A 25,246-nucleotide genomic window follows, 5' to 3' on the forward strand; every position below is an offset into this window, starting at 1 on the left:
AAGCCGCCCTTGCTCACTCCGTCCTTGTCGGTGAGATAGACGATCCGGAGCACCTCCTGTGGCGTTCTGGTGAAGGCGATCGCATCGGGCGTCGAAGGAACGATGTTGGCTTTTCCATCCACCTGGATTCCCTGGTCCTTGTCTTCCGATCCGTCGATCTTGTCGCGGGCNTCGGANACGGCGTTGGCGACCTTCCAGGCTTCCTCTCNCTTCCGGTATAGCGTCGATCGCGCCATTCCCATGTGGTAGGCCTCGACCGCCAAGATGCCTGCGGCGGCGGCGAGGAAGTCCTTGTTTTTCAGAACCGTCGCCGCCCCGGCATATGCGGTGACGCCGACATCCTCGAACAACATCCCGCCGAGAACGAAGTTCGTTTCGTTGCCGAAGGGGTCGAAGTCCGGCCCGAGGCCCGCTGCTTCCGCGACGGCTTTGAACCCCGCATCGAAATCGATGGCCGGCCGGTCAACAGCGTCTGTTCCAAGCGTCTTGCGGTAGAAGCGGACGTGCGCGAGTTCGTTTTCCGCGACTTCCTGCATGAATTCGCCGATGGCGGGCGTCTCGAAGGAGACTTGCTTGCCGCCAACGACGTCGCCGGGTTTCGAACCGGCATCGGCTGCGTCGATGCCTTTTCCGGTGGTGCCGCGGAGGTAGTATTCGGCCTCCATATATTCGAGGTTGAGGGCAAAGCGGAAAATGTCTTCGTCCTGCACTTCGTCCTGGGCGTAGGCGCGCGAAACTGGCGCTAGACCCGTCGTGGTGGCAAGGGTGGCTCCCAAGCCGAACTGCAACGCGCGTCTGCGAGAGAGATAAAGGTGGCGTGTGGCGGGGATCATGGTTTCCTCCCAAAAGCCCGCCGGCATCACCTGTTGGCGCCTGATCGCGGGCCAACTGCTTCAACTCCGCTACAGGGGAAATGTTCCTGGCCGAAGAAGGTCGGACTCTCATAGAAATTCGTGCTCAGGATGGAAGGGATAACAAGGTTACACTTTGTCCAGGACTCACGAAACATTTGGACACGCGACAGAAGCCGGTAGTGTTGACCTCGAAGGCTATTCCACCTCTGCCAGGGGCGCCACGGCCGGTCCGTTCAAAGCCGTGCCATCGATTGCAAAATGCGAGCCGTGGCAGGGGCAGTCCCAGCAGCGCTCGAGGGAGTTCCAGTGGACATGGCAGCCGATATGTGTGCATGCGGCCGAGCGCTTGTAGAGCGTGCCGTCGTCATCGCGAAATGCGGCGATTTTGGTGAGCCCTTCGCGAACGATGGCACCTTCTCCCGGTCGCAGCTTGTCGACGGAATCGATTTCGCCGGGCGCGATATATTCGGCAAAACTCTTGATCGCTGTCGCATTCTCCCACAGGTAATCGCCGACCGCGCCTGCCGTCTTGCGAGACGGCTCATAGAGTTCGCGCCAGGGAGTTTCCTCCTTCAGAATCAGGTCGGAAATCAACAGGCCAGCCACGACGCCATGGGTAATGCCCTGGCCGGAATCCCCGGTCGCTACAAAGACGCGGCTGTTGCCAGGATTGCGGCCGATGAACCCCGCATAATCGACGGTCTCCATCACCTGCCCGGACCACCGGTTGGTTTCCACGCCGACATCGGGCACCAGCCTTTTGGTCCAGGCCGCCAGGGCCGCGAAACGGTCACCGGCATCATCGGCCTGCCCTGTCTTGTGGTCTTCACCTCCGACGATCAGGAAGTCGGTCCGACCTTCGCCAGGCTGAAGCCGAACGTAGTGATAAGGGTCTTCAGTATCCCAATACAGTGCATCCGGTATGGTATCGCGCGCGATCTCGAACGACATCGCGTAGGTTCGATAGGGCGCTTGCTTGGTGTGAAGCGCGACCCGATCGTTGATCGGCGAGTTGGTGGCGACAACGGCCGATCTGGCAGACAAGGTAAAGCCCGAAACCGTGGTTACACGCACGCCGCCATCAGTCTCCTCGACCTTTTCGACGATGGTATCAGCATAAAGCACGCCGCCGCGCGCGCGGATGCCCGCGACCAGCCCGCGGAGATATTTGAGCGGGTGGAAGGTCGCCTGATTGGCATATCGAAGGGCCTGCGCATCCGAAAAGCCTGCAAACGGCACGCCCTTGGTCTTCTCGACCTCGACACCGATTTTCAGAGCGGCGTCCAGCTCGCGCGTGATATCGAATTCCTGGCTACCGGAAGCCGGGAAGAGAAAGCCGTCGAGGCGCCGGAAATCGAACGCGATACGCTCCGTCTCCTGGATGGATTGGATACGGTCGATAGCGGCCGATTGGCTTTGGTAAAAAACCCGCGCCAAGTCCTCGCCGCGCAATTTGGTCAGCTCCGAAAAATAGTCGTCGCAGACAGATGACAGGTGCGCAGTGGTGCGAGCCGTCATGCCGCTTCCGATCTGGCCGCGATCGAGAACAGCCACCTTCTGGCCCGCGACTGCCAGTTCGTAGGCGACCGACAGTCCGGCAATCCCAGACCCCACGACCACGACATCGACCTGTTCGCTTTGTCCGAGCGGCACCGCATCGGGCGCGACTTCGGTCGCCGCCCAGAGCGATACAGTCCTTTCGTCGCTGACGTTCATACCCGAGTTCTCCACAGCGATCGCTAAATGAACGTGGTGGCTCTAAAGTTCCCGTTGCCATTGGACGCTGACAAAATGCCAAGGCTCCACGGAACCGCGCAGGTGGGAAGCTCGGACTCCGGGCCAGCTTAGTTCCATGGCGAGCTCGTAGAGAGTAAGCATCCGCCGACCATTGCCGTCGTCGGTCAAATGGCCGGAATGCGGGCTTGCCTCTTACAAGCAGTTCAATCCAATCGGTGAGTGACGTGTGAGCGGCGAGCGCTTCGAGATGCCCTACAATCAGTGGGGGTGGGCCGGAACCTTTGTTGATTTAGAAGGTTTGAATATATTCGGCTGCGTTCCTTTTTCGCGTGGAATTCTGTTTCCGCAAACCCTGATATGACCGCCGAGTGGCTTGGGAGGGACGTGTCATGAAAGACGATCGTGGTGAGGCAAATTGCGGGTCGGCACAAGGTGAGCCAAGCCAAGCGCTGTCTCGCCGAAAATTTCTGAAGGTCTCGATGACCGGCGCGGCGCTGGCCGGGGCGGGTGGACTTGCTTCCTGCATGACGGGCCAGCCTACGGCGCGAGGCGCGGGAACTACACCAAAGCCTGTGGCGCTTTATCAGAATTCTCCAAACAAGGGGCGCCGCTGCGGCGGTTGCAAGCATTTCCTTGAGCCGAACGCATGCGGGATTGTCGCTGGTGAAATCAGCCCGAACGGCTGGTGCCGTTTCTACGAACCGCTGCCGGCCTGATCGATCAAGCCGAGCGGAGACTTTCATTGTGTGCTGCGCTGCGGGTCATGGTCTGCAGGGATCGCGTCGGTGTGACCGACGAGGATATCGCAGCAGTAGGCATTCGACCCGTCCGCAGTCAGAGCCCTGGATAGGAGATTCGGATATGGTCTCAAAAGCCGTTCTGCTCTTGAGCATCGCGCTTGTTCCCGCGTCAGCGTCGGCGCAGCAGGAAGGCGTGCTCCATAAGGTCGATACAAACGTCTTCAGGCCTGCGCATCAGCCCTTCAGCGAGGATATCGTGAGGCGGCTGAAGGTGCCGGAGGGTTTTGAAGTGAGCGTCTTCGCCCGCGACCTCGGTAATGCCCGCATGATGGCAGTCGCAGAAGACGGCACGGTCTACGTCACACGGCCGAACGAGAAGGACGTCATCGCGTTGTCAGAGGGCGCTTCTGAGCCGCGGGTTCTGGTAGCCAATCTCGACGGTATCCATGGTATCGCGATCCGCGAAGGCCGCATCTTTCTTGCAACCATACACGACGTGATAGCGGCTGACCTGAAGGAAGACGGAACGATCGGCGAATTGGCGACGATCATCGACGACCTGCCCGACGGCGGCCAGCATGGGCGCCGAACTTTGGGCTTCGCGCCCGACGGCGGGCTGCACATCAACGTGGGCAGTTCCTGCGATGCCTGCTTCGAGAGCACCGAAGAGAAGGCGGCCAACCTCCGGCTCGATATCAAGGACAAGACGCGCACGGTATTCGCGCATGGGCTCAGGAACATGCTTGGATTCGATTGGCATCCCGAGACCGACGTTATGTGGGGCGTCGACCATGGCGTCGATCATCTTGGCGATGACTTGCCGGGTGAGGAGTTGAACAAAATCGAGCAGGGCGCGCATTACGGCTGGCCGTTCTGCTATGGCGACCGTCAGCCCGACTGGGTCAGCTTCACCATGCCGGAGAGCGCGCCGAAGGACGAATTCTGCCGGACCAAGACCGTCGGCCCCGCACTGACATTGGAGGCCCATGCCTCCGTGATCAACATCCGATTCTACGATGCTGACCAGTTCCCAGCAGACTACCGGGACGATGCTTTCGTCACTTTGCGGGGTTCGGCAAACCGGGCTGATCCGGCCGGCTACAAGGTCGTGCGGGTAACCTTCGAGAACGGCGAGCCGAACGGAAAGGAAGATTTCTTGACCGGATTCTTGAGCGAGGACGGCAAGTCCGAGTTTGGACGCCTCGCCGGGCTGGCGATCGCGCAGGACGGCTCGCTGCTCGTTTCGGAGGATACAAACGGCGTGATCTACAAAATCACGCATCAGGCCGGCGGATGAACATTGCCTGACCAGAACGGGTTTGACTGCCTCATAGGCGCATCGTTCGCGCTGGGCTGACTTTACCTCAATCGAGACATTGCGAGCGATTCCGTGCCCATCTAAGGGCCGCTTGCCACACTCAATCAGACCTTCGAGCATGTCGCAATGTAGGACTGGATTGGGTCAAAAGCGGCCATCGCGGACAAACAAGCACCGACCGCCCGCGTTTCTCCTGCCGGTTGGAATTGGCGCCGGCACCAGGTCGACTGAGATCGACGCTTGTGTCTGACATCGACCAAAAAGACCAACAAAGCGCCGCGCTATTTTTCACCAAGCTGTCGCAAAAGGCCAGCGCGGTCCGTCCTCTGACAGAAGGAGAGCGCCATGCGAAAACTCATCGTCACCGAATTCATCAGCGTCGATGGCATCGCCGAGGTCGAGAAGCTGCCCGGCGTGACCTGGAACGATGAAATGCAAAGGTTCAAGGAAGACGAGCTTGCCGACAGCGGCGCCATGCTGTTGGGGCGCACGACCTATGAGATTTTTGCCGGCTCGTGGCCCGACGAAACCGGAGACTTCGCCGACCGGTTCAACGCGCTGCCGAAATATGTCGCGTCAACGAGCCTGAAGGCGCTCGACTGGAAACCGGCCGAGCTGCTGAAGAGCGCCTTGCCGGAAGCGGTCAGGGAACTGAAGCAAGGCAGCGGCGGCAACATCTATGTGCATGGCAGTCTCAGCGTGGCGCAGGAATTGCTGCGCCATAACCTGGTCGACCGTGTCAGGCTGCTCAGCTACCCCGGCGCCGTCGGCCAGGGCAAGCCGCTGTTCCCGTCCGGCGAGCAAGTGCCGCTCGAGCTGATCTCGGCCACGCCATTCAGCAACGGCGTTGTGGCGCTCGAGTATGCGCCGGTTGTGGGGACGTCGTGATAAGGGCGAGCGCCGATGACAGCCAATCTCACCCCTCGTGGGGGAGATGCCCGGCAGGGCAGAGGGGGGCGCGAAAGAACGCCGGCCTTCGTTTCAAACTGTGGTGGGCTGGGAACTTGCGCGGTTACGCTATGCAATCGACTGATAGGTTGGCGGGACAGCGCCCCCCTCTGGCCTGCCGGCCATCTCCCCCACAAGGGGGGAGATCGGCAGCTTCAGCCTCGGCGCCCCTGCCCGCCTGACTCTACCTTCTGCTCAGCCGCAATCAGCATCTCAACAAATCTTGTCACCTTGGGCGGGCGGAAGCGCGCGGCGGGGTAGACCGTATAGATACCTCCGGAGGGCAGCCGCCACTCGGGCAGGATCTGGACGAGCCGCCCCGCGGCGAGTTCGTCCCTCACCAGGAAATCCGGCAGCACCGACAGGCCGGCGCCGGCGCGGACGGCCGCATCAGGCGCCGCCCATATAGATGTCCATGATCTGTCGGTCGTTGCGGACATCTCCGGGCGTGCCTTCGAAGCGCTTTTCTCCGGCGGCCAGGATATAGAGCCGGTCGGCGATCGGCATGGCCTCGCGAATGTTCTGCTCGACCATGAGAATGCCGATGCCGCGCGCGGTCAGCACCTTGATGCGCTCCAGCGTCTCGCTCACCATGGCCGGCGAAAGGCCGGCCGACGGTTCGTCGAGCAGGATGAAACGCGGTTCCGACACCAGCGCGCGCGCCAGCGCCAGCATCGCCTGTTCGCCGCCCGAAAGGGCTCCAGCCGTGGTCTTGCGCCGCCGCGCCAGCGATGGATATTGGTCGACCAGAGCCTCGATGCGCCTGTCCACCAGCTTCCGGTCGGCAATGGCGTAGCCGCCCATGCGCAGATTTTCCATCACCGTCAGCCGTGGAAACACGCCGCCGCCCTGCGGCATCAGCACCAGGCCCTGGCGCACGACTTCATGGACCGGCAAATTGCCGATCGTTTCGCCGCCAAGCCCGATTGTGCCGCCCCATACCGGCAGCGCGCCGGCGATCGCTTTCAGCAAGGTCGACTTGCCGCAGCCATTGGGGCCGAAGATGCAGGTGATCTTGCCGGCTTCCGCGACAAGGGAGACGCCATGGACGATCTCCTGCTTGCCGTAGCCCGCAACGACGCTGTCTGCGACCAACGTGCTCATTGCGGACGCCCTAGATAGGTCTGCATGACTTCGGAATTTTGCACGATGTCCTCGAACGCGCCGCTGGTCACCACCCGCCCTGAATCCATGACGATGATGCGGTCGCAGACATTGCGCACCATTTCCATGTCATGCTCGATGACGAAGAAGCTGGTTCCCTGCTCGCGCAGCCTGGCGATCGCTTCCAGGATGATCTTGCGGATGTTGGGGTGGACGCCGGCCGTCACCTCGTCGAGCAGGATGAGGGACGCCTGGCGCATGATCACGCGGCCGAATTCGAGCAGTTTCTGCTGGCCGCCGGACAAGTCGGACGCGCGGTTGTTGGCGACCGGTTCGAGATGCAGCAGCGCCAGCGTCTCGTCCGCCCGCTGGTACGCGCCATGCCAATGACCCTCGGCAGCCGCGGCCAGAAGGTTCCCCCTGACTGTCATGTTCTCGAACAACGCCGGGATCTGAAAGGTGCGCGCGAGGCCGAGGCGGGCTATCGTATAGGCCTTTTTGCCGCCGATCTCATGGCCGTCGAACAGGATCTGCCCGCGATCGGGCGTCTCCATGCCCGCCACGAGGTTGAACAGGGTCGATTTGCCCGAGCCGTTGGGGCCGATGAGGCCGGCGATCTCGCCGCGTCCGACCTCCAGGTCGACGCCGGCGGCTGCCTGGATGCCGCCGAAATGCTTGTGCACGTCGCGAACGAAGAGGATGGGCTGGTCGCCTGGCGCGGGCGCTTGCGCCGTCATGCTCACGAGCGTCCTCCCTGGCGGGAGCCGAGCAGGCGTCCGAGCACCGTGTCGAGCACGCTGCCTGATTTCCCGCTTCGCCGCGCAAACAGGCCGGCGATGCCGTTGGGCAGGAACAGCACCACCAGGATGATGGCGGCGCCGAGAATGGCGATATAAAAGGCGGTATCGCCATAGTACATCCAAATAAGCCGGTTGACGAAGAACAGCGCGACGCCGCCGATGGCCGGCCCCCACAGGCTGCCGAGCCCGCCGAGCAGGACCATGACGACCATCTGGTCGGTGATGTCGCCGCCGAACACGCTCTTTGGATTGATGAAGGTCACCCAGTAGGCGAAAATACTGCCGAACACGGAGGCGACGACGGCGCTGAGCATGAAGGTCTGCAACTTGACCAGCGAGGTGTTGATGCCCATGGCTTCGGCCGCCGGTTCGTGATCCCGTAAGGCCTTGACCTTCAAGCCGAAGCGGGAGCGCTCGAACAGCGACCAGGTGAGGAAATAGGTCAGGACGGCGGCCGCGAGCATGGCGAAGTAGAAGAAGCGCTCGTTGAGGAAGGGAGGCAGGCCGATACCGCCGGTTCCGCCAGTGAAATCGACGACGGTGGCGAACTGCATGAGCACTTCGGCGAAGGCCCAGGTGGCGATGGCGAAATAAGCGCCGCGCAGCCGCAATGTCGGCGCGCCGATGACGACCGCAAACAGGGCTGTGACGATCATGCCGATGGGAATGGTGGCGAGGAACGGCACAGCGAAATCCGCGCCCATCAGGATGGCGGTGGCGTAGGCGCCGATGCCGAAGAAGGCCGAATGGCCGAAATTGATGTAGCCGGCATAGCCGCCTAGCATGTTCCAGGAACAGGCGAGCCCCGCCCACATCAGCGCGCCGGTGGCGATGCGCAGCCAGTAATTGTTGACCAGCACCGGCAGCAACGCCAGCACGACGAGGATGACGACGAGGAGAAGCAGGCCGGCCCAACGATTTTTCATGGTCTGGGCCATCTCACAGTCCGCGCCGCAGGATGCCGCGCGGGGAAATCAACAGGACAAGGAAGAGCGTTGCGAAGATCGCGAGATGCGAGTAGCTGGCTCCGCCATAAGTCGCGACAAAGGCTTCGATGACGCCCAGAAGCAGGGCCGCCACAAGAGCGCCGCCCAGCGAGCCCAGCCCGGCCAGCACGGCGACGAAGAAGGCGAACAGCGTATAGCGCAGGCCGATCTCCGGATTGACCGAATAGATGGCTCCCATCAGAACGCCCGACATCGCCGTGATCCCCGCGTAGAGCCCGTAAACATTGGCGCTGAGACGCCGGATGTTGACCCCCATCAAGGCGGCATTCTGGCGATTTTCAGCCGTCGCCCGGATCGCCAGCCCGTAACGCGTGCGAAAGAGAAAGAAAAACAGCCCGCCGGCGATGAGCAGCGCGAACGCCGCCGCCGCCACCCGGATCAGGGGCACCGTGACCGGGCCGATCATGATGCTGTGGCCGCTGAGCGCCGTCGGCACGCTATGCGTATTGAAACCCCAGACGGTCAGCATTCCGCCGCGCAGCAAGGTGAAGATGCCGAAGGTCAGCGCAAGCGCCATCAGTTCGGGTCGCGCCGTGCGGCTGTTTCGAACATTGTAGATCATCGGCCCCATGAGATAGCCGATCGCGCCGAACAGGACGAAGGCCATCGGCATGGCGAGGAACCCGTCAATGCCGAGGAAAGCCGCCATGTAATAGGCGAAGTAGCCGCCGAGAACGACCCATGCCCCGACCGCGAAGTCGATGACATGCAGCACGCCGAAGGTCAGTTGGAAGGCGATCGAAAACGTGGCGATGACACCGCCTATCAGCAGGCCGTTGAGCAGGGTTTGAAGAAAAAGATCCAATGGCAAACCTGTCCGTCAGTCCAAAAAGTCCGCAACATGCTTCTTGCGCGAGTGTAAATGACGCCCGCAGTACAAAGCCCAACCTACATCCTGGCCTTTGGAAGAGCCGGCCGTCGTCATGCTGCCCGCCGGCTTAGCATGTGAGGGGGCGACGGCGAATAGCGCCTCCGCCCCTCAAATCACGATTATTTCCAGGCCGGCAACGGGTAGATGAACTCGGCGGCGGCCGCTTCCTTCGGGCCGACAGCGACGGTCTTTCCATCCTGGATCTGGATCATGACCGGCACCGGCTGGATGTTGTCGTGATAGTGGTCGCCTTCCTTCTCGAACTTGATCGGTCCGTAGAAAGTGGTGATGTCGGTGTCGGCGATGGCGTCCTTGAGGGCGACGCGGTCCTCGGGGGTGAGCGAAGGCTTCTTGCCGAGTCGCTTGGCGGCGTCGGCGAAGACGAGGCCGCTGGCCGAGCAGGCGGCTTCCGTATAGTCGGGCTCATGGCCGAACTTTGCCTGGGCCCGCGCGACATAGTCCTGTGCGGTGCCGAACAGGTCGTCCTTGTAGGGCACCGTAGGCAGCCATACGGCGACGCCGGAGGTGCCGTTCGCATCGGCGCCGAGCGCTTCGGCGAAGGCCGGATTGGTCACGCCGTAATGCATGATCAAGGCCTTCGGCCGATAATTTAGCGATTTCGACGTCTTGATCACGTTTATCAGCGGCTCTTCATGTCCGCCCACCGCGACGATGTCAGGGTTGAGGGCGGCGATTTTGGACATTACGGGGGTGAGATCGCCGGAAGCCGGAACGAGCTCGTAGGCGACGACTTCGAGCCCCGCTTCCTTGGCGCCGCGCTGGAAGCCTTCGCCGGTTTCCTTCGAAAAGGGTTCGTTGACGCCGATCACCGCGATCGTCTTCGCCTTCGGGTTTGACAGGGCCACCAGCACGCCCAGCGACTGGCCGGATGTCGTGTCGACGGAAGGGATGATGCCGAAATTGAATTCGGGCTTGGCCAACCAGACATTGGGCGACTCGGCCGAGCCCGAAATCATTGGCACCTGGTATTTCTGGCAGATCGGCTGAACGGCGATTGTCGAGCCACTGGTGTAGGGGCCGAGCAGGAAATCGACCTCGTTCTGCACGATCAGCCGTTCGGCGGCGTCGGCGCCGGTGGCCGGATTGCTCTGGTCGTCGCCATAGAACATCTCGACCATGAAACGCTAGCCGCCGACCTCGACGCCGCCCTTCTCGTTGGCCGCTTCGGCCCAGAGATCGTAACCGTTCTTGGTCAAATTGCCGCCCGAAATATTCTCGCCCGACAGAGACGTGATGACGCCGGCCTTGAAAGTCGCCGCCTGGGCGCGCGCGGTCCGCACGAACGGCATCGAAATCGTGCCGCTGGCAAGCGCCAGGGCGCTGCCGCCGAGAAATGTGCGTCGAGAAAAGCTTACGTCCTTCTTTGGCATGACGGTCCTCCCGCATTCGTTCCTAAAGTTGCAGGATATGTCCGCACACCGCACAAATCTACTGGAAACGCTCGCTGCAGCTCTCTGAAAATCCATACTTGCAGCGCACCACAGCACTTCGTGCTGGTCGTCTATGTGGCGACCCGCGCGACAGAAGCCATGTTCGGTCCTCCCTTTCCAATGCGGCTGAGCTTTTCGCGCGTCCGGTCATGGATTTCCGTGACCTCCGGCGTCAGAGTGATTGCAAATCGGCCATCCGTACAGCGGCCGAATTTCGATCTTGCTCGGTCCCGGCATGGGATTGGGGCGGCGCTTCACCCAGGCGACCGCCTCGTCCAGGTCCTTAAATTCCCAGAGCCAGAAGCCGGCGACCAACTCGCGGGTTTCGGCCAACTGCCGTCTCGACCATTTGCGAATAGCACCCATGGCATCAAAAGAGGGCCTCTTTCCTTCCGCTAGTCCGCCCCATCTGTTTTTGCCCGCTCGATAAATTTCTCCGCGACCGCTTTACCGAGCGCGGCGCCGGCCCGGTTGTCCATTTCATAGTGGATGCCTGCCCAGACGCGGGAATCACCCGCCTCTTTGCCAACCGCGCGGATGAACTCCGCATGGCCGGGAAACAGGTACGCCAGGACCTCGCATCGGGCAGTCGAGAGCGTGGAGTGGTTCGACGGATAACTGGGATGGGCCGGCACCGCCAACAGGGGAGTGATGCTCGTGTCAAGCATGTTGGGCCGCAGATACCAATAGGCGTACTTCCCGTCGTTGCTTGCAATGTAGGCGTCGTAATAGACCGTTGCGAGCATCGCGTAAGCCCGCGCGGCACGCGGCGGGTTCGTATCCGTCTTGTCCTCGAACATCCACTTGCTGGCATAGTCATACCAGTCGGTGAACAGGCCGGATGGGCTTTGCCAGTAGAACGCTTTGTAGCTGTTAGGGAATTTTCGTTCAAACTGTCGGATTGCATCCATCTCGGCCTTTACGGCCGGGGACTGGCAGTCGGGCGGCGCCGGCGGCCTGAACTCATCGGGTGCAGCCAGCACGATCGGCTTCCAGTTTGGCATGTTTACATTGGCGGGTTTGTTCCCGACCCATATGCACGGCCCGGTCGGAATAGTGCCGCTCCACGCTGCATCGGAGCCATCGGCCTTTGCCCGCGCAATCACCTGCTCTGCGACCCTGCGCCCCAACTCCAGGCCGGCGGAAGAATCGCTTGGGAACTGGACACCGGCAAGGACACGCGACTGTGCCGCTTCTTCGGCCATTGCCTTGAACGACGATGTCTCTTCGGGAAAGAAATAAGAAAGAACGGTCGCGGCAGCTCCGGCGGCTGCGGCATGCTCGGATGGATAGGAGGGACTCCGCGGCGGCGGCAGCGCAGTCGCCAGTGTCGCATCCGCCTCGCTCGGGCGCGGCCGATTGTAGAAGTACTTCGCGTCCCAGGCGACAATGGTGGCGTCGTACATCGCCATCGTCAAATAGGAGTAGACGCGGTGCGCATTTGGAATCTGCTGGTTTTCGAGAAGGCGATTGTTGACCAGATCGATCCATCGGTACCCAGGCGAGCCGGCGTCCCAGAAGGTGATTTTGTCGGCGGCAGCCGGATCCTTTTGCGCCAAAAGATCCCGCATCTGTGCCAATTCGGCTGCTGCGGCGGAGGCGTCAGGCGGCGGCGGGACTCGGAAGTCCTCGCCAGACGTGACTACCCACGTCTTCCACGTTCCAGCCTCTGGTTCTATCAAATCCGATTGGGCGAAAGCGCAGTTCCCTGAAAAAAGGATTACTGCGCAGGCCTTGCCAAAACCGCTAAGCATGCGAGCCTCCCATAGGTTGCCCCCGCCCAAAGGCGGAGTTTCCGTGTTCACGGCCTCCACCTTTTACTTTAGCCGAGCCTAAATTACACGGCCACAACGCTGCCGGGTAAAAGAATAAAAGTTAGAGCCCCGGCGATCTCCCCCACAAGGGGGAGATCGGCAGCTTCAGCCTCGGCGCTTCAAGCTCGCCCGTTTCGGGCCCTCAGCGCCTCGCCCCAAGCTTACGGCGCTCGCGCCCTCCCCGCTTCAACCCGTCTCCTGCTCAGCCGCGACCAGCATCTCGACAAACCTCGTCACCTTGGGCGGCCGAAAACGTGCTGCGGGGTAGACCGTGTAGATGCCTCCAGAGGGCAGCCGCCACTCGGGCAGGACCTGGACGAGCCGCCCCGTGGCCAACTCATCCCGCACCAAAAAATCCGGCAGCACCGACAGGCCGGCACCGGCGCGGACGGCCGCCAGCACTGCCGGCGTCGCGTCGATGGCGATCGTTGCCTGCATGCGCACGGTCTGCTCGTCGTCGCCGCGCGAAAATTGCCATAGCAGCGGTTCGCGCAGCGCCATGTTGGCGACGAAGGGCAGCCCGGCCAAGTCTTGCGGGTCGTCGGCCTTGAAGCGCCCGGCGAACTCGGCGCCGCACACCATGAATTGCCGAAAGATGCCGATCCGCCGCGCCTGCAGGCTGGAATCGGCCAGCCAGCCGACGCGGATCGCCACGTCCATCCCATCGGACGTCAGGTCGATCGTCTCGTCGCCCAGCGTCAGCTCGACCCGGCAGGCGGGATGGCGGGCGCTGAAGGCGGCGACCACCGGCACCACCGCCGAGGTGCCGTAGTCGTTGGGCGCCGCGATGCGCAGCGTGCCGGTCGGCTCGGCGGCGGCTTGCGCGAGCTCGTCGAAGGCGTCCTCGGCCTGCTGCAGAACTTGCAGGCAGCGGGCATGGAATGTCCGGCCGGCTTCGGTCGGATGGACGCGCCGCGTTGTGCGGATCAGCAGCGTCGTTCCGACATCACGCTCCAGCCGCGCCACCTGCTGGCTGACGACCGCCTTGGTGATGCCCAGCCGCTCGGCGGCCCGCGTGAAGGAGCCGGCATCGACCACCGCAGCGAAATAGGCCAGCCGGTTCAGGTTCATGCGCGGCTCATGGCAAATGCGACCTCATTGTCAGGGAATGGCATACATTACGTCTATTTTGTTGGCCTTCAATACGCATTCCACCTTTGCCATCTTCCTGAGATCGAGGCTGCGCGGGAGATGCGCTCGCCCGAATTCGGCATTCTCAAGCCCCAGGAGACATCCATGTTCACACGGAGAGCCATCATGAAAACCACCCTCGCCGCCGGCGCTGCTGCCGTCTTCGCTCCCGCCGGACTTGGCCGTGCAGCCGCAGGGCTTTCCTGGAAACATTTTCCGGCTGGCGAAAACGGCTTCTTTCGCGCCCCGGTGCTGATCACCGGCGCCTCCGAGGCGCTGCTGATCGACGGCGGTTTCACCTATTCCGACGGCCGCGCCGTGGCCGAGGCGATCAAGGCGACCGGCAAGACGCTCACCACCATCTATGTCAGCCAGTCCGACCCGGACTATTATTTCGGCCTCAAGCCGATCAAGGACGCGTTCCCGCAGGCACGGGTGATCGCCGCTGCCGAGACGGTGGCCGCCATCAATGGCAGCGTCGACAAGAAAATCGCCGTCTGGGGGCCGCAGCTCAAGGAGAATGGCCCGCAGGCGCTCGCCGACGTCGTCATCCCCGAAGTCTTCGACGGCAAGACGCTCACCGTCGATGGCGAGACCATCGAGATCGTCGATGCCGAAGGCCTTGCCAACCGGCGCTATCTCTCGGTGCCGTCGCTGAATGCCGTGTTCGGCGGGGTGATGATTTTTTCGGGCGTGCATGTCTGGACCGCTGACACGTCGAGCAAGGAACAGCGCGCCGCCTGGCTCGCCAATCTCGAAAAGATTGTTGCCGCCAAGCCTGAAATCGTCGTGCCCGGCCACATGACGCCGCAGGCCGCCACCGACCTTTCGGGCGTCGAGCACACCAAAACCTATCTCATCGCCTTCGAGGAAGAACTGGCCAAGGCCAAGGACGCGGCCGCGCTCAAGACCGCCATGGAAGCCCGGTTCCCCGGCCTCGGCATGGGCGTTGCGCTCGACATCGGCTCCAAGGTCGCCACCGGCGAGATGAAGTGGGGCTGAGAGCGCCAAGCTGGAATGAAGCCGCGCTCCAATAGGGATTCTTGCGAGATGGACCCCCACCCTAACCCTCCCCACAAGGGGGAGGGAACGCTGCCGCGCGCCCTCACTTCCCTTTGGAAAGACAGGCAATTTGCCGAGGTCAGCGCCAGCAGAAGTCTCCCTCCCCCTTGTGGGGAGGGTTAGGGGTGGGGGTACATCGTAGAGCGAAAGCCTCGGCTATACTGGGAGAAGTGCCCGGCAGGGCGATGAGGGGCAGCGCAAACCTGGGGTGATTGCCGTTCGCGGTCGCTCAGCCCCCTCACCAACATTCTGAATCCGCCCCTAGGTGCTCTTGGTTCCCCGGATGCCGGAGCGATGCGCCTCGAGCTGCACGATCTGGCTGTGGTCGGCGAACAGGTTGACGTCGCGGCGCGCGATGCGATCCGCGCAAATTGGCTGGGAACCCCTTGGGGTCACCGGGTGTTGGCACGCTGGAGATTCGAGAGCGATGCCGCAGATCGCGAACAACGCCGCCGCAGGATCTGAACGGTCCGTCCGAAGCAGCGCAAAGCTGTTCCTGTGCGGCGACGTGATGCTCGGGCGCGGCATCGACCAGGTCCTCGCCAGTCCCGGCGATCCGCACCTTGGCGAGCGCTTTGTCAAATCGGCGACGACCTATGTCGAGCTTGCCGAACGCGTCAATGGCCCGATCCCGAGAAAGGTCGACGAGGCGTATGTCTGGGGCGATGCGCTTAGCGAATTGGATCGTGAAGCGCCCGATGCACGGATCGTCAATCTCGAGACCAGCATCACCACCAGCCTGTCCCTGGCGCCGAAGGGGATCAATTACAAGATGAACCCGGCAAACATCGGCTGCCTGGCGGCGGCACGGATAGACTGCTGCGTGCTCGCCAACAACCATGTGCTCGACTGGGATGAGCCTGGCCTCGTCGAGACCCTCGATACGCTGCGGCTTGCCGGCCTCGCCTCTGCCGGGGCCGGGCTTGACGCGGACGAGGCGGCGGCGCCTGCCGTCATCGAGCTGGCCGGCCGGGGCCGCGTGCTGGTCTTCGGCTTCGCGCTGGAGTCGAGCGGCGTTCCAGCTTCATGGGCAGCCGGAGCTTACAAGCCAGGCGTCAATTTGCTGGCGGATGTCTCGGCCCGTTCGCTCAAGCAGATCGCCCGATCCGTGCAGGCCATAAAACAGCCTGGCGACCTCGCCGTGGCCTCGATCCACTGGGGCGGCAACTGGGGCTACCAAGTCCCGGCGGAAGAACGCGCGCTTGCCCATGCTCTCATCGATGTTGCAGGTTTCGATGTCGTGCATGGGCACTCCTCCCACCATCCCAAGCCGATCGAAATCCATCACGGCCGGCTGATCCTCTACGGATGCGGCGACTTCCTCACCGACTATGAGGGAATCACCGGCAACGAAAGCTTTCGTGGTGAGCTTGCGCTGATGTACCTGCCGCGGCTCGCCGTACCGGGCGGTACGCTTGTTTCGCTCGACCTGGTGCCGTTCCAGCTCGCCAGGTTCCGGCTAAACCGCGCCCTGCGCGAAGATGCCGCCTGGCTCGCGGCCATGCTTGAGCGCGAGTGCTCACCTTTCGGCACGCATATGGCGCTCGGCGACGACCGTCTCGCTGTCCTTTGGTGAAGCGCCTGCGGTCGGCAGGCAATGGCACTAAAGCGCGTCGCGTTCGACCGGCTCAAGCGACGCGCTTTAGGTTGTTGTTTTATGCATGTCGTTATCGCAAAACCGCTGCACACTTTTGCGCGACATGCATTAATTTTCAAGCCTCTCGGGCCGACCCCGGCCAAGCGCACCGTCGGCGCGGGCCTGCAGATAGGCGTAGATGTCGTCGATGTAAGGAGCGACATTGGGGTCGTCGGCGAAGCCCTTCATCACCGAAGCGCCGCTGCGCACGCCGTCGCGAACATTGCGCCGAAAGACCTCGATGCCGGGCAGCCGGTCGACAAGCGCCGAGGCGAAGGTCGAGCCCATGCCGTCGGGACCATGGCAGTGATTGCAGCTGCCATGGTAGCGACGGAAGCCATTATAGGTCCGCGCATCGACCTTGCCGCCGACAATTTCGTAGACCTTGCCTGAGGCCAGCTCGGCTTGCGAAAACGCGCCGAAGCCGGCGGCGACGGTAAAGACGACGACAGACGGGAGGACGAGCCATAGGGGCATCGTCTGTCGCCCACGTTGCAGGCTCATCCAGCACCGCCGCAACGCGCATGCCCCCGGATCACTCGACCTTGGATCACTCGACGGCGGTCATCAGTCAACGGCGGCCTTCGGAGAAGAAACCACGATCCCGTCTATCGGTTGTGGGCTGACGACAAGCTTGCCGCCGACACGCGATATCTCGATGATCTGGTCCGACTCTCCCAGCTTGCCCGGCACCGAGACCGCGACTATCTGGTTCTCGGTCAGTGTCGCCACGAAACGCACCGGCAAGCCAGCCTCGCCCTGCGCGATTGTGGTGACCACCCGATAGCCGTCCTCCTGAGGCGTATAATAGACGACACCAAGGAAGCCGGCGAGATCGATGCTTTCAGCCTTCATGGCTCCAAGCTCGTCGGCATGCGCGGGCATCGCCGCCATGCAAAGTGCTGCAAAAGCAATGTATCTGTACATAATGTGCTCCATCCCGAATTGTCCGGGTCGAACCCGGCTCAAGGTTTCAGCAATAGGCGGTCGCGCGCCGGTGATAGTCGGCGCACGCAGGCAGAATTCTTGATTAGTCCCCCCGGCTGAATCACAGTGGCGAAGGCCCGCGAGCCAGGAACGCGCTGAACCGCACTGGTTGTCACAGTTAAGTGTGACCTTATCTTCTGGGGCGAGAGTATTTCACCGCCCGGGTGCTTGCGCATCCCCTGTTTGGGGGAGATAATCGGAATTTAAGCGATCGCTAAAGTTGGAGAAGCGAGAGCACCTGTGAGAGGGCGCGGCTTTCCGCCCGCATCGGACGCGCTGTCGACATGCGAGGGGGCCGTCGATGGCCAAGGCATTGTCGCATCATGAGCTGTCGAAGCTGATCGGCTCGATCTACGATTGCGCACTCGGCCCGGAGCGATGGGAGCACGCGCTTGCCGGAATCAGGGATGCGCTCGACGCCCAGACTGCGGTCCTGCAGCTAGACGACCTCGCCAACGACCGGCTGCTGATCTACAGGACCGTGGGCATAGAGCCGTACTGGCTGGAGCAACAGGCGAAATATATCCCCGAGATCCACGCCCGGCTGCTCGAGGATCTCTCGACATGGCCTTCGCTCGATATGCCGCATGTGGTCTCACGCCATATCCCTCAAACCTACCTGGAGACCTCCCGGTATTTTCAGGAGTGCCTGAAGCCGCAAGGCCTGGTCGACGTCATGTCGTTCTTCCTGATCCACACCCCTACCCGCCTTGCCGGCTTCGCCGTTGCCCGACATAAGCGGCAAGGCATTATCACCGAGCGCGAAATCAAGCTTGGCAGACTGTTGCTGCCGCATGTGCGCCGTTCGGTGATAATCAGCAACATGCTGGACATCGGCACTGTCGAGCGCGCAGGAATGGCCGAGGCGCTCGATGCGCTCACATGCGCCGTGGTCCTCACCAATGAACGTGGCGCCGTCCTGCACGCCAACCGCTCGGCCAAGCACATGCTGCGGAGCGGCGGCCCGATCCAGGACGTCCACGGCATTCTGCAAGCGAAGATCCCGTCGGCTTCCAAGGAACTTCACAGCGCCATCATGCTTGCGGCTCAGGATGAGGCCAGCATCGGCAAGACAGGGCTTGCCGTCCTCCTTAGCGAATCCGGCCTGCCGCCGGTCCTCGCCCGCGTGCTGCCGATGGCCGGCGGCGACCTGCGCGCCGGCATGGAACCCGCGGCGGTAGCCGCGGTGTTCGTCGGCAATGCACCGGACGAGCATGACGCCGCTGGAATGCTGGCGAGAGCCTTTGGGCTTACGCTGGCCGAAACCCGCGTGCTCGCCAGCCTTGTCGCCGGGCACACCCTGGCCGAGACCGCCACCAGCCTTCACATTGCCGGCGCGACCGCCAAGACGCATCTCGACAATATCTTCCAGAAGACCGGCGTCTCCCGCCAGGCCGATCTGATGCGCCTTGTCATGCAGATCGTTCCGCCCGCCGGGCAGTCCGGTCCCTGAACGACACCTCATTCACCGCTTTGGATACAGATATCCAACGCCGCGGATCGTCTTGATCAGTTCCGGCTTGGCTGGGTCCAGTGCCGGACCGGGAAGCGATCAGCCAAACGGTTCAGGTCCGGCGGAAAATGTTCAACGCCTGCGCTTGTTTCGATGGAGGCCACTGAGCGTCAGACTTTCCGCGCCACGCCCCCCACCTGCTTGGTGCGCTTGCCCGTGTCGACCTTGGCGCGCGTCTCCACCGCCTTCTCGATCTCCCGCTTCAGCTCGTCCTTGATATCAGCCGTTTCGGCCATCAAGGCATCGATCTTCATGAAATCGAGCACGCGGTATTTCGACACCGCCGGCCTGACCAGTATGTCCGGCTGGCATTGCCTCAGCTTGGCGGCGATGATCGACTGCATCATCAATTGCGTGGCGCCGAACATCAGGTCGACGGAGGTCGGGTATTTGCGCCCGCCTTTGGCCGGCGCGCCAACGACGTCGACGGCGATGATGATGTCGGCGTCGTCCTCGATCAGGTCGAACGGCACCGGATTGTAGATGCCGCCGTCGATCAGCAGCCTGCCGTCGCGCATCACCGGTCGGAATACCGCGGGAATAGCCGCAGAGGCGGCAAGCGCTGAATGCAGGTCGCCGTCGCGCAGCACGGCGAGCTTATGGCCGAAGAAATCCGTTGCCGTCACCTTCAACGGTATTTTCAGCTCGGCGAAGCTTTCGGGTATGGCGTCGGGCATGAATGCCTTGAGGATGCGCTCGACATTGAACTGGGTGACACCCAGCCCGCCCTGCAGCGCCTCGGCAAAGGTGCCTGGCCGCGCCCGCCACATGCGCGCCGCCACCTCGGCGCGGCGGCCGAGGATCGAGCGCATGTAGTGGTGAATGTCGCTGCCGGCCATGCCCGAAGCCATGCCAGCGCCCATGATGGCGCCGATCGATGAGCCTGATATGGCGACCGGCCTTATACCCAGCTCGTCCAGCACCTCGATGACATGGATATGCGCCAGCCCGCGCGCGCCGCCGCCGCCGAAGGCGATGCCGAAGCTCGGGCTCTTCCCCTGCCCCCCATTTGGGCTCATTCCTCCTTGGCCTCGCCGTGCTTCGGCCCGACGACCATGATGGCCGGCTCGGCGGAAAGCAGCTTTTTCGCCGCAGCCTTGACCTGATCCAGCGTCACCGCGTCGATGAGGGCGGCGCGGCGCTGCATATAGTCGCTGCCGAGATTGTCGAGCTGCAGCTCGAGCAGCGTCGCGGCGATGGCGGCGGAGGAGTTCAGATTGTTGATGGCGTAGGCGCCGATCAAGTATTTCTTGGTCGCCGCCAGTTCTGCTTCGGTCGGCCCTTCATGGGCCATGCGCTTCACCACCTCGCGCACGACAGCCAAAGTCTCGGCCGCCCGATCCGCGCGGGTCGCCGTAGTGATGGCCAGGGCGTTGGCGTGCCGGTGGTCGACCAGGTCGGAACTGACGCTGTAGGCCAGACCGCGTTTTTCACGCACCTCTTCGAACAGCCGCGAGGTGAAGGCGCTGCCGCCGAGGATCTCGTTCATCAGAACCGCGGCGAAGAAATCCGGCGCACTCCGCTCGACGCCGGGATAGGCGAGTTGCAGCGACGTCTGGGGCTGGTCGTAATTGACCTCGAGCTGCTGGTTGAGTTTCGGATCGACGTCGGCGAGGGGCGCGAGCGCCTGATGTTGCGGCAGGCCGCCGAAGACCATATCGAGCTTTTTCTTCAACGTCTCGGCATCGATGGCACCGACCACCGCCACATGCAGGCCATCACGAGCAAAATTCGCCTTGTGAAAGGCGATGAGATCGTCCGGCGTGATGGTGGCGATGCTTTGCCTGGTGCCCTCTTCGGGCCGCGCATAGGGATGGGCGCCGTATAGTGCCTCCAGCCATTTGCGCTGGGCGAGCGTGTCCGGGTCAAGCTCGTTGGCGATGATGCCGGACAGCACTTGCGCGCGAATGCGGTCGATTGGCGCCTGGTCGAAACGCGGCTCTGTGACCGCCAGCCGCAACAGGTCGAACGCCGCGTCGCGCTGCTCGGCAAGCATGCGCATCGAGCCATAGATGCCGTCGCGAGCCGCTTCGAAGCTCATCTCGGCGCCGACGTCGTCGAGCTTGATCTGGAAGGACTCGCTGTCGAGATTACCGGCGCCCTCGTCGAACAGGCCGCTCATCAGATTGGCAAGGCCCACCTTTCCAGCGGGATCCTGCGTCGTGCCGCCGTCGAAGGCGAAGCGGATGGCGACGAGCGGCACAGAATAGTCCTCCACCAGCCAGGCGGTGATGCCCTTTGACGACGTCACCTCCTGGATGCTCATGGCCGCACGAGCGGAAAGCGCCGGCAGGACGAGGAAGACGAGGGAGAGGAGCAGGGTAACCAATTGGGTGGCGACGCGCGCGGCTCTCCCTTCTCCCCTTGTGGGAGAAGGTGGATTGGCGCGCAGCGCCAAGACGGTTGAGGGCTGTTGGCCGGAACGATGTCGGTGCCAAGCTGGAACACCCCTCATCCNACCTCGCTTCGCGAGGCCACCTTCTCCCACAAGGGGAGAAGGGAAGTCGCGGCTATGCTGGTTCCTCATCAACTCAATTCCCTGCCTGTGTCTGCGGCAAGAGATAGCCTGATGTCGAATGGTTGAGATTGAGATAGCGCGCAGCAACCTGCCTGACTTCATCGGCGGTGACCTTGCGGATGCGGCCCGGCCATTCCTCGACATCCCTGACGTTGCCGCCGGTGGCGAGCGTCGCGCCGTAGATGTTGGCCATCGAATCCTGCTTGTCGCGGGCGAAGATCATCGAGCGGACGAAACGATCCTTGGCCTTCTCCAACTCGCCCGATGTGACGCCCTCGCTGGCGATGCGGGCGACCTCGGCCTCGACCGCCGCCTGGACATCGGCCAGCTTGGCGTCGCCGCGCGGCGCGCCATAGACGGTGAAGTTGGTGGCATCGAGCATGGTGCCCTGGAAAAAGGCGCCGGCCTCGGCGGCAATGCCTTGCTTGACGACAAGCTGCTGGTACAGCCGGCTGCGGCTGCCGCCGCCGAGGATCTCCGCCAGCAGGTCCAGCGCTTCCGCTTCACCCGGCTTCGCAGTGTGATAGGAGGGAACCACCCATTGCGTCGAAAAGTTCGGCACGCTGACACGCGCGTCAGCCAGCGTCACCGTGCGCCTGGTGTTCTGCTCGGGTTCGACCGGACGGATGCGCGGCGGCAGGTCTGGACCACGCGCGACCTTGCCATAGGTCTTTTCGGCCAGCGCCTTGACCACCTGCGGCTCGACATCGCCGGCCACCACCAGCACGGCATTATTGGGCGTATAATATTTGTCGTAGAAAGCCTTGGCGTCGGCGCGGTTCAGCTTCTCCATCTCCTGCATCCAGCCGATCACCGGAATGCGATAAGGCTGGTTCTGCCAGAGCGTGGCGTCGACCTCCTCGCCGAGCACTGCCTGCGGATTGCTGTCGATGCGCGAGCGGCGTTCCTCGAGGATGACGTCGCGCTCGGTGGCGATGACGTCGTCGTTGAGGATGAGGTTGCGCATGCGATCGGCCTCGAAATCCATCATCTGCTCGAGCGCCTGCGGCACCACCGTCTCGTAAAAGGCGGTGTAGTCATAGGAGGTGAACGCGTTGTTCGAACCGCCGATGGCGGAGACGGCGCGGTCGAACGCGCCGGCCGCATGGTTGGTCGTCGCCTTGAACATCAGATGCTCGAAGAAATGGGCGATGCCGGACTTGCCCGGCGGCTCATCGGCGCTGCCGATCTTGTACCACACCATATGAGTGACGATCGGTGCGCGGCGATCGGGGATGACAACGACCTCCATGCCGTTGTCGAGCAGGAAATTCGTCACCTTGCCGTCGTCCGGCTTGTTGTCGGCCAGAACCGGGCCGGTCAGCACGAGAGCCAGCGCAAAAAGCGTGCCGCGCAGCCAGTCAGCCTGAGATGTCATCAATGACTCCGGTTGTCATGGGGTGGGACGATAGGCGGGGTATTGCCATAGGCAAATTGATTTGTTCGTCATTTTGAAGGCGCTGCGCTCCCTTCATCCAACCTCGATAAAGCGGATAACCGTCTCGCCATAGCTGCGCTCGTCGACAACCGAAAAGCCCGGCCCTGCCTCGAACGGCGCCGCTGCCGTCTCCTCGACGACGCAGAGCGCGCCTGGGGCGAGCCAGCCGCCGGCCTTGGCCGAGCGCAAGGCACGCTCGCCCAGGCCCTTGCCATAGGGCGGGTCGGCGAACACCAGGCCGAACGCGGCCATCGTGCCCGCCTCGCCCAGCGCCGTAGCGTCGCGACGGAATATCTTGGTACGCCCGGTGAGGCCGAAGGCCTCGACATTGGTGCGGATCAGGCCGCGCCCTTCCGCCGATTCTTCGATGAAGACGCCATAAGACGCGCCGCGCGACAGCGCCTCGAGGCCGAACGCGCCGGTGCCGGCGAACAGGTCGAGCACCCGCGCGCCGACCAGCCTGTCGGGGAAACGATGCGCCAGCACGTTGAAGACGGCCTCGCGGGTGCGGTCGGTGGTCGGGCGGATGGCGCTTGAGCGGGGCGTCGCCAGCGGACGCCCGCGAAACTCACCGCCGACGATCCGCATTGCCTCCCCTGGATCCCTTGGGGCCGCTGCGCGGCCGGTCGTCGCCTTTGGCACCACCCTCGGCACCACGCGGCTTGCCGAACGGCTTTGCGCCTCCGGGTTTTCCCCCTCCATGGGCGGGCTTGCCGTAAGACGGCTTGAACGAAGCCTTGCGTTCCTTGGCTTCGGCCGCCTTGGCGGCATCGGCGTCCGCCCTGCCCTTCCCGATCGGCCGCGCACCCGGCGCCATCCAGACATTGGCCTTGCGCTGGCCCGGCGGCTCGATCGGGCGCTGCTCGCGTTCGGACTTTTTCCCGCCGCCCGGTTTGCCGCCGAAGCCGCCCGGCCCGCTACGTTCAGATTTGGGGCCACGCTCACCAAAGCCGCCGCGTTCGGGCCCGCTGCGTTCTGATCTAGGGCCGCGCTCACCAAAGCTCTTTTCCGGCCCGAAGCTTCTGCCGGGACTTGTCGACAGCTTGCCCAGCGCCTCGTCGCGGCTGCCTTCGCGGCGCTTGCGGTTCTTGATCAATCCGCCTTCGCCGATCGGACGGCGTTCGCCATCGCGGGTGAATTTCGGCCGCTCAGGCTCCTCTTCCCGCACCGCTTCGCGCCGCACCGGCTTGTTGGAAAATGGCTTGGTGATGTCAGCGTCGAAATTGGCGCCGGACTCCTCGACCAGGCGTTCGCCGAGCTGGTCGCGCAGCACCCGGCCCTTGATCTCCAGCACATGGCCCTCGGGCAGGTCGTCGAGCTGGAACGGTCCGTAGGAAATGCGGATCAGTCGCGTCACGTCGAGACCAAGTGAGCCCAGTATGTTCCTGACCTCGCGGTTCTTGCCTTCGCGCAGGCCAAGCGTCAGCCAGGCGTTGGTGCCTTGCTCGCGGTCGAGCGTCGCCTCGATGGCGCCATAGAAGACGCCGTCGACGGCGATGCCTTCGCGCAAGCCGGCGAGCGCACTTTCCTCGACCTTGCCGTGGACGCGCACGCGGTAGCGCCTGAGCCAGCCGGTCGCCGGAAGTTCGAGCACGCGCGCCAGCCCGCCGTCATTGGTGAGCAGCAGCAGGCCCTCGGTATTGATGTCGAGCCGGCCAATGGTCATCAGCCGCGGCAGGTCGGCCGGCAGCACGTCGAAGACGGTCTTGCGGCCCTCGGGATCACGATTGGTGGTGACGACGCCGGCCGGCTTGTGGAACAGGAACAGCCGGGTGCGCTCGATCGGCGGGATCTCCATGCCGTCGAGATGGATGATGTCGCCAGGCATCACATTGAAGGCCGGCGAGGACAGTACCCTTCCATTGACCTTGACGCGGCCGGCCGCGATCAGTTCCTCGGCATCGCGACGCGAGGCAAGGCCGGCGCGGGCCAGCCGCTTGGCAATGCGCTCACCAGCCTCTTCCGTCGCTTCGGCGGGACGCGGGCGCGGTTTGGAGCCGCCCGATGCCCCTTGGGGCCGATCACCGGCAAAATCGCGCTTGGGCCGATCGCCGAAGTCGCGTTTTGGGCGATCGCTGAAGTCTCCCTTGGGACGGTCGAAGCGCCTTTCGCTGCGCTCGCCTTCGGCAGCCGCCGGCCGATCGCCGCGTGGCGCATAGGGTTTTCGAGGCCCCTCGCGCTTTTCATAAGGCTTGCCTTCAGGGCGTGGCCCCTTGCTGAACGGCCGTTCGCCACTCTTGACGTCGCGCTTCGGCCGCTCGCCGTCAGCCGCCATCGGCCGGTCGCCACGCGGGGCGTATGGCTTGCGCGGCCCCTC

Annotated in this window: 24 protein-coding genes and 2 pseudogenes; 7 read left to right on the forward strand and 19 right to left on the reverse strand. The window is 63.1% G+C overall.

Annotated features, from left to right (window positions below; all coding sequences use genetic code 11):
* Window positions 1–833: ferritin-like domain-containing protein (locus M727_RS38775; protein ID WP_036264441.1), on the reverse strand; the 833-nt coding region annotated here is incomplete at its 3' end.
* Between the two features lie 216 nt (window positions 834–1,049).
* Complete coding sequence (locus M727_RS0133185; RefSeq protein WP_027156095.1) at window positions 1,050–2,570, reverse strand: FAD-dependent oxidoreductase; 1,521 nt, start codon at window positions 2,568–2,570, stop codon at window positions 1,050–1,052.
* A gap of 410 nt (window positions 2,571–2,980) precedes the next feature.
* Here M727_RS0133185 and M727_RS42125 point away from each other — a divergent pair, with 410 nt between their 5' ends.
* From M727_RS42125 to M727_RS0133195, 3 genes are all read left to right on the forward strand, one after another.
* Entirely contained in the window at window positions 2,981–3,307 is a 327-nt protein-coding gene (locus tag M727_RS42125) for a twin-arginine translocation signal domain-containing protein (protein ID WP_156941731.1), read from the forward strand.
* Window positions 3,308–3,452: 145 nt separating this feature from the next.
* The gene (locus M727_RS0133190) at window positions 3,453–4,628 is read left to right on the forward strand and encodes a PQQ-dependent sugar dehydrogenase (RefSeq protein WP_027156096.1); all 1,176 of its coding nucleotides are present in this window, start codon (window positions 3,453–3,455) and stop codon (window positions 4,626–4,628) included.
* A gap of 366 nt (window positions 4,629–4,994) precedes the next feature.
* Window positions 4,995–5,537 carry a dihydrofolate reductase family protein gene (locus M727_RS0133195; RefSeq protein ID WP_027156097.1) on the forward strand — a complete coding sequence of 181 codons (543 nt, stop codon included), beginning with the start codon at window positions 4,995–4,997 and terminating at the stop codon, window positions 5,535–5,537.
* A 215-nt stretch (window positions 5,538–5,752) separates the two neighbouring features.
* Here the strand turns inward: M727_RS0133195 and M727_RS0133200 are convergent.
* From M727_RS0133200 to M727_RS0133240, 10 genes and pseudogenes are all read right to left on the reverse strand, one after another.
* Window positions 5,753–5,986, reverse strand: a pseudogene (locus tag M727_RS0133200) (LysR substrate-binding domain-containing protein); the annotation flags it as partial.
* 1 nt (window position 5,987) lies between these two features.
* On the reverse strand, window positions 5,988–6,701 hold the full coding sequence (locus M727_RS0133205) for an ABC transporter ATP-binding protein (protein WP_027156099.1): 714 nt from the start codon (window positions 6,699–6,701) through the stop codon (window positions 5,988–5,990).
* Window positions 6,698–7,438: an ABC transporter ATP-binding protein gene (locus M727_RS0133210; RefSeq protein WP_051505852.1), complete on the reverse strand. Its 741-nt coding sequence runs from the start codon at window positions 7,436–7,438 to the stop codon at window positions 6,698–6,700. Before M727_RS0133210 ends, M727_RS0133205 begins: the two co-directional genes overlap by 4 nt.
* A gap of 2 nt (window positions 7,439–7,440) precedes the next feature.
* On the reverse strand, window positions 7,441–8,427 hold the full coding sequence (locus M727_RS0133215) for a branched-chain amino acid ABC transporter permease (RefSeq protein WP_027156101.1): 987 nt from the start codon (window positions 8,425–8,427) through the stop codon (window positions 7,441–7,443).
* Between the two features lie 13 nt (window positions 8,428–8,440).
* Window positions 8,441–9,313 carry a branched-chain amino acid ABC transporter permease gene (locus M727_RS0133220; RefSeq protein WP_027156102.1) on the reverse strand — a complete coding sequence of 291 codons (873 nt, stop codon included), beginning with the start codon at window positions 9,311–9,313 and terminating at the stop codon, window positions 8,441–8,443.
* A 185-nt stretch (window positions 9,314–9,498) separates the two neighbouring features.
* On the reverse strand, window positions 9,499–10,518 hold the full coding sequence (locus M727_RS38780; RefSeq protein WP_198032755.1) for an amino acid ABC transporter substrate-binding protein: 1,020 nt from the start codon (window positions 10,516–10,518) through the stop codon (window positions 9,499–9,501).
* A gap of 6 nt (window positions 10,519–10,524) precedes the next feature.
* Window positions 10,525–10,770, reverse strand: coding sequence for a twin-arginine translocation signal domain-containing protein (locus M727_RS42720; RefSeq protein WP_198032756.1), 246 nt, complete (start codon window positions 10,768–10,770; stop codon window positions 10,525–10,527).
* 131 nt (window positions 10,771–10,901) lie between these two features.
* Window positions 10,902–11,160, reverse strand: a pseudogene (locus tag M727_RS38785) (YciI family protein); the annotation flags it as partial.
* Window positions 11,161–11,225: 65 nt separating this feature from the next.
* Window positions 11,226–12,584 (reverse strand): phosphatase PAP2 family protein, encoded by a 1,359-nt coding sequence (locus M727_RS0133235; protein WP_245269152.1) that lies wholly within the window; start codon window positions 12,582–12,584, stop codon window positions 11,226–11,228.
* 246 nt (window positions 12,585–12,830) lie between these two features.
* Complete coding sequence (locus tag M727_RS0133240; protein WP_027156104.1) at window positions 12,831–13,715, reverse strand: LysR family transcriptional regulator; 885 nt, start codon at window positions 13,713–13,715, stop codon at window positions 12,831–12,833.
* A gap of 165 nt (window positions 13,716–13,880) precedes the next feature.
* Between M727_RS0133240 and M727_RS0133245 the strand changes: the two genes are divergently transcribed.
* The 3 genes from M727_RS0133245 (at window position 13,881) to M727_RS0133255 (ending at window position 16,413) form a co-directional block, all read left to right on the forward strand.
* Window positions 13,881–14,777, forward strand: a complete 897-nt coding sequence (locus M727_RS0133245; RefSeq protein ID WP_027156105.1) for an MBL fold metallo-hydrolase — start codon at window positions 13,881–13,883, stop codon at window positions 14,775–14,777.
* A gap of 354 nt (window positions 14,778–15,131) precedes the next feature.
* Window positions 15,132–15,302, forward strand: a complete 171-nt coding sequence (locus tag M727_RS42130; RefSeq protein WP_156941732.1) for a hypothetical protein — start codon at window positions 15,132–15,134, stop codon at window positions 15,300–15,302.
* The gene (locus M727_RS0133255) at window positions 15,265–16,413 is read left to right on the forward strand and encodes a CapA family protein (protein WP_027156106.1); all 1,149 of its coding nucleotides are present in this window, start codon (window positions 15,265–15,267) and stop codon (window positions 16,411–16,413) included. Before M727_RS42130 ends, M727_RS0133255 begins: the two co-directional genes overlap by 38 nt.
* Window positions 16,414–16,542: 129 nt before the next feature.
* On the opposite strand, the gene M727_RS0133260 is transcribed toward M727_RS0133255, so the two are convergent.
* Window positions 16,543–16,950, reverse strand: a complete 408-nt coding sequence (locus M727_RS0133260) for a c-type cytochrome (protein ID WP_027156107.1) — start codon at window positions 16,948–16,950, stop codon at window positions 16,543–16,545.
* A gap of 90 nt (window positions 16,951–17,040) precedes the next feature.
* Window positions 17,041–17,400 carry a hypothetical protein gene (locus tag M727_RS38790; protein WP_051505854.1) on the reverse strand — a complete coding sequence of 120 codons (360 nt, stop codon included), beginning with the start codon at window positions 17,398–17,400 and terminating at the stop codon, window positions 17,041–17,043.
* Window positions 17,401–17,761: 361 nt separating this feature from the next.
* On the opposite strand from M727_RS38790, the gene M727_RS0133270 reads away from it, so the two are divergent.
* Window positions 17,762–18,913, forward strand: a complete 1,152-nt coding sequence (locus M727_RS0133270; protein ID WP_027156108.1) for a LuxR C-terminal-related transcriptional regulator — start codon at window positions 17,762–17,764, stop codon at window positions 18,911–18,913.
* 170 nt (window positions 18,914–19,083) lie between these two features.
* Here M727_RS0133270 and M727_RS0133275 read toward each other — a convergent pair whose 3' ends face one another.
* The 5 genes from M727_RS0133275 to M727_RS38795 form a co-directional block, all read right to left on the reverse strand.
* Complete coding sequence (locus tag M727_RS0133275; protein WP_027156109.1) at window positions 19,084–19,992, reverse strand: patatin-like phospholipase family protein; 909 nt, start codon at window positions 19,990–19,992, stop codon at window positions 19,084–19,086.
* Entirely contained in the window at window positions 19,989–21,302 is a 1,314-nt protein-coding gene (locus M727_RS0133280) for a pitrilysin family protein (RefSeq protein WP_245269154.1), read from the reverse strand. Before M727_RS0133280 ends, M727_RS0133275 begins: the two co-directional genes overlap by 4 nt.
* A 202-nt stretch (window positions 21,303–21,504) precedes the next feature.
* Window positions 21,505–22,869 carry a pitrilysin family protein gene (locus tag M727_RS0133285; RefSeq protein WP_027156111.1) on the reverse strand — a complete coding sequence of 455 codons (1,365 nt, stop codon included), beginning with the start codon at window positions 22,867–22,869 and terminating at the stop codon, window positions 21,505–21,507.
* Between the two features lie 93 nt (window positions 22,870–22,962).
* Window positions 22,963–23,517 (reverse strand): 16S rRNA (guanine(966)-N(2))-methyltransferase RsmD, encoded by a 555-nt coding sequence (rsmD, locus tag M727_RS0133290; RefSeq protein ID WP_027156112.1) that lies wholly within the window; start codon window positions 23,515–23,517, stop codon window positions 22,963–22,965.
* Window positions 23,498–25,246, reverse strand: a 1,749-nt coding sequence (locus M727_RS38795; RefSeq protein WP_036264432.1) for a pseudouridine synthase, incomplete at its 5' end; no start/stop codon positions are given. The genes rsmD and M727_RS38795, both read right to left, overlap by 20 nt.

Source organism: Mesorhizobium sp. WSM2561 (assembly GCF_000513915.1).
Classification (GTDB): domain Bacteria; phylum Pseudomonadota; class Alphaproteobacteria; order Rhizobiales; family Rhizobiaceae; genus Mesorhizobium; species Mesorhizobium muleiense.

Coding starts and splice junctions, on each gene's coding strand:
- M727_RS0133185 (WP_027156095.1), bottom strand. CDS start 2,570: ATGAACGTCAGCGACGAAAGGACTGTATCGCTCTGGGCGGCGACCGAA.
- M727_RS0133240 (WP_027156104.1), bottom strand. CDS start 13,715: ATGAACCTGAACCGGCTGGCCTATTTCGCTGCGGTGGTCGATGCCGGC.
- M727_RS0133245 (WP_027156105.1), top strand. CDS start 13,881: ATGTTCACACGGAGAGCCATCATGAAAACCACCCTCGCCGCCGGCGCT.
- M727_RS0133195 (WP_027156097.1), top strand. CDS start 4,995: ATGCGAAAACTCATCGTCACCGAATTCATCAGCGTCGATGGCATCGCC.
- M727_RS42125 (WP_156941731.1), top strand. CDS start 2,981: ATGAAAGACGATCGTGGTGAGGCAAATTGCGGGTCGGCACAAGGTGAG.
- M727_RS0133275 (WP_027156109.1), bottom strand. CDS start 19,992: ATGAGCCCAAATGGGGGGCAGGGGAAGAGCCCGAGCTTCGGCATCGCC.
- M727_RS38790 (WP_051505854.1), bottom strand. CDS start 17,400: ATGTACAGATACATTGCTTTTGCAGCACTTTGCATGGCGGCGATGCCC.
- M727_RS0133215 (WP_027156101.1), bottom strand. CDS start 8,427: ATGAAAAATCGTTGGGCCGGCCTGCTTCTCCTCGTCGTCATCCTCGTC.
- M727_RS0133235 (WP_245269152.1), bottom strand. CDS start 12,584: ATGCTTAGCGGTTTTGGCAAGGCCTGCGCAGTAATCCTTTTTTCAGGG.
- M727_RS38780 (WP_198032755.1), bottom strand. CDS start 10,518: ATGGTCGAGATGTTCTATGGCGACGACCAGAGCAATCCGGCCACCGGC.
- M727_RS0133205 (WP_027156099.1), bottom strand. CDS start 6,701: ATGAGCACGTTGGTCGCAGACAGCGTCGTTGCGGGCTACGGCAAGCAG.
- M727_RS0133210 (WP_051505852.1), bottom strand. CDS start 7,438: ATGACGGCGCAAGCGCCCGCGCCAGGCGACCAGCCCATCCTCTTCGTT.
- M727_RS0133260 (WP_027156107.1), bottom strand. CDS start 16,950: ATGCCCCTATGGCTCGTCCTCCCGTCTGTCGTCGTCTTTACCGTCGCC.
- M727_RS0133255 (WP_027156106.1), top strand. CDS start 15,265: ATGCCGCAGATCGCGAACAACGCCGCCGCAGGATCTGAACGGTCCGTC.
- M727_RS42720 (WP_198032756.1), bottom strand. CDS start 10,770: ATGCCAAAGAAGGACGTAAGCTTTTCTCGACGCACATTTCTCGGCGGC.
- M727_RS0133190 (WP_027156096.1), top strand. CDS start 3,453: ATGGTCTCAAAAGCCGTTCTGCTCTTGAGCATCGCGCTTGTTCCCGCG.
- rsmD (WP_027156112.1), bottom strand. CDS start 23,517: ATGCGGATCGTCGGCGGTGAGTTTCGCGGGCGTCCGCTGGCGACGCCC.
- M727_RS0133270 (WP_027156108.1), top strand. CDS start 17,762: ATGGCCAAGGCATTGTCGCATCATGAGCTGTCGAAGCTGATCGGCTCG.
- M727_RS0133285 (WP_027156111.1), bottom strand. CDS start 22,869: ATGACATCTCAGGCTGACTGGCTGCGCGGCACGCTTTTTGCGCTGGCT.
- M727_RS42130 (WP_156941732.1), top strand. CDS start 15,132: ATGCGCCTCGAGCTGCACGATCTGGCTGTGGTCGGCGAACAGGTTGAC.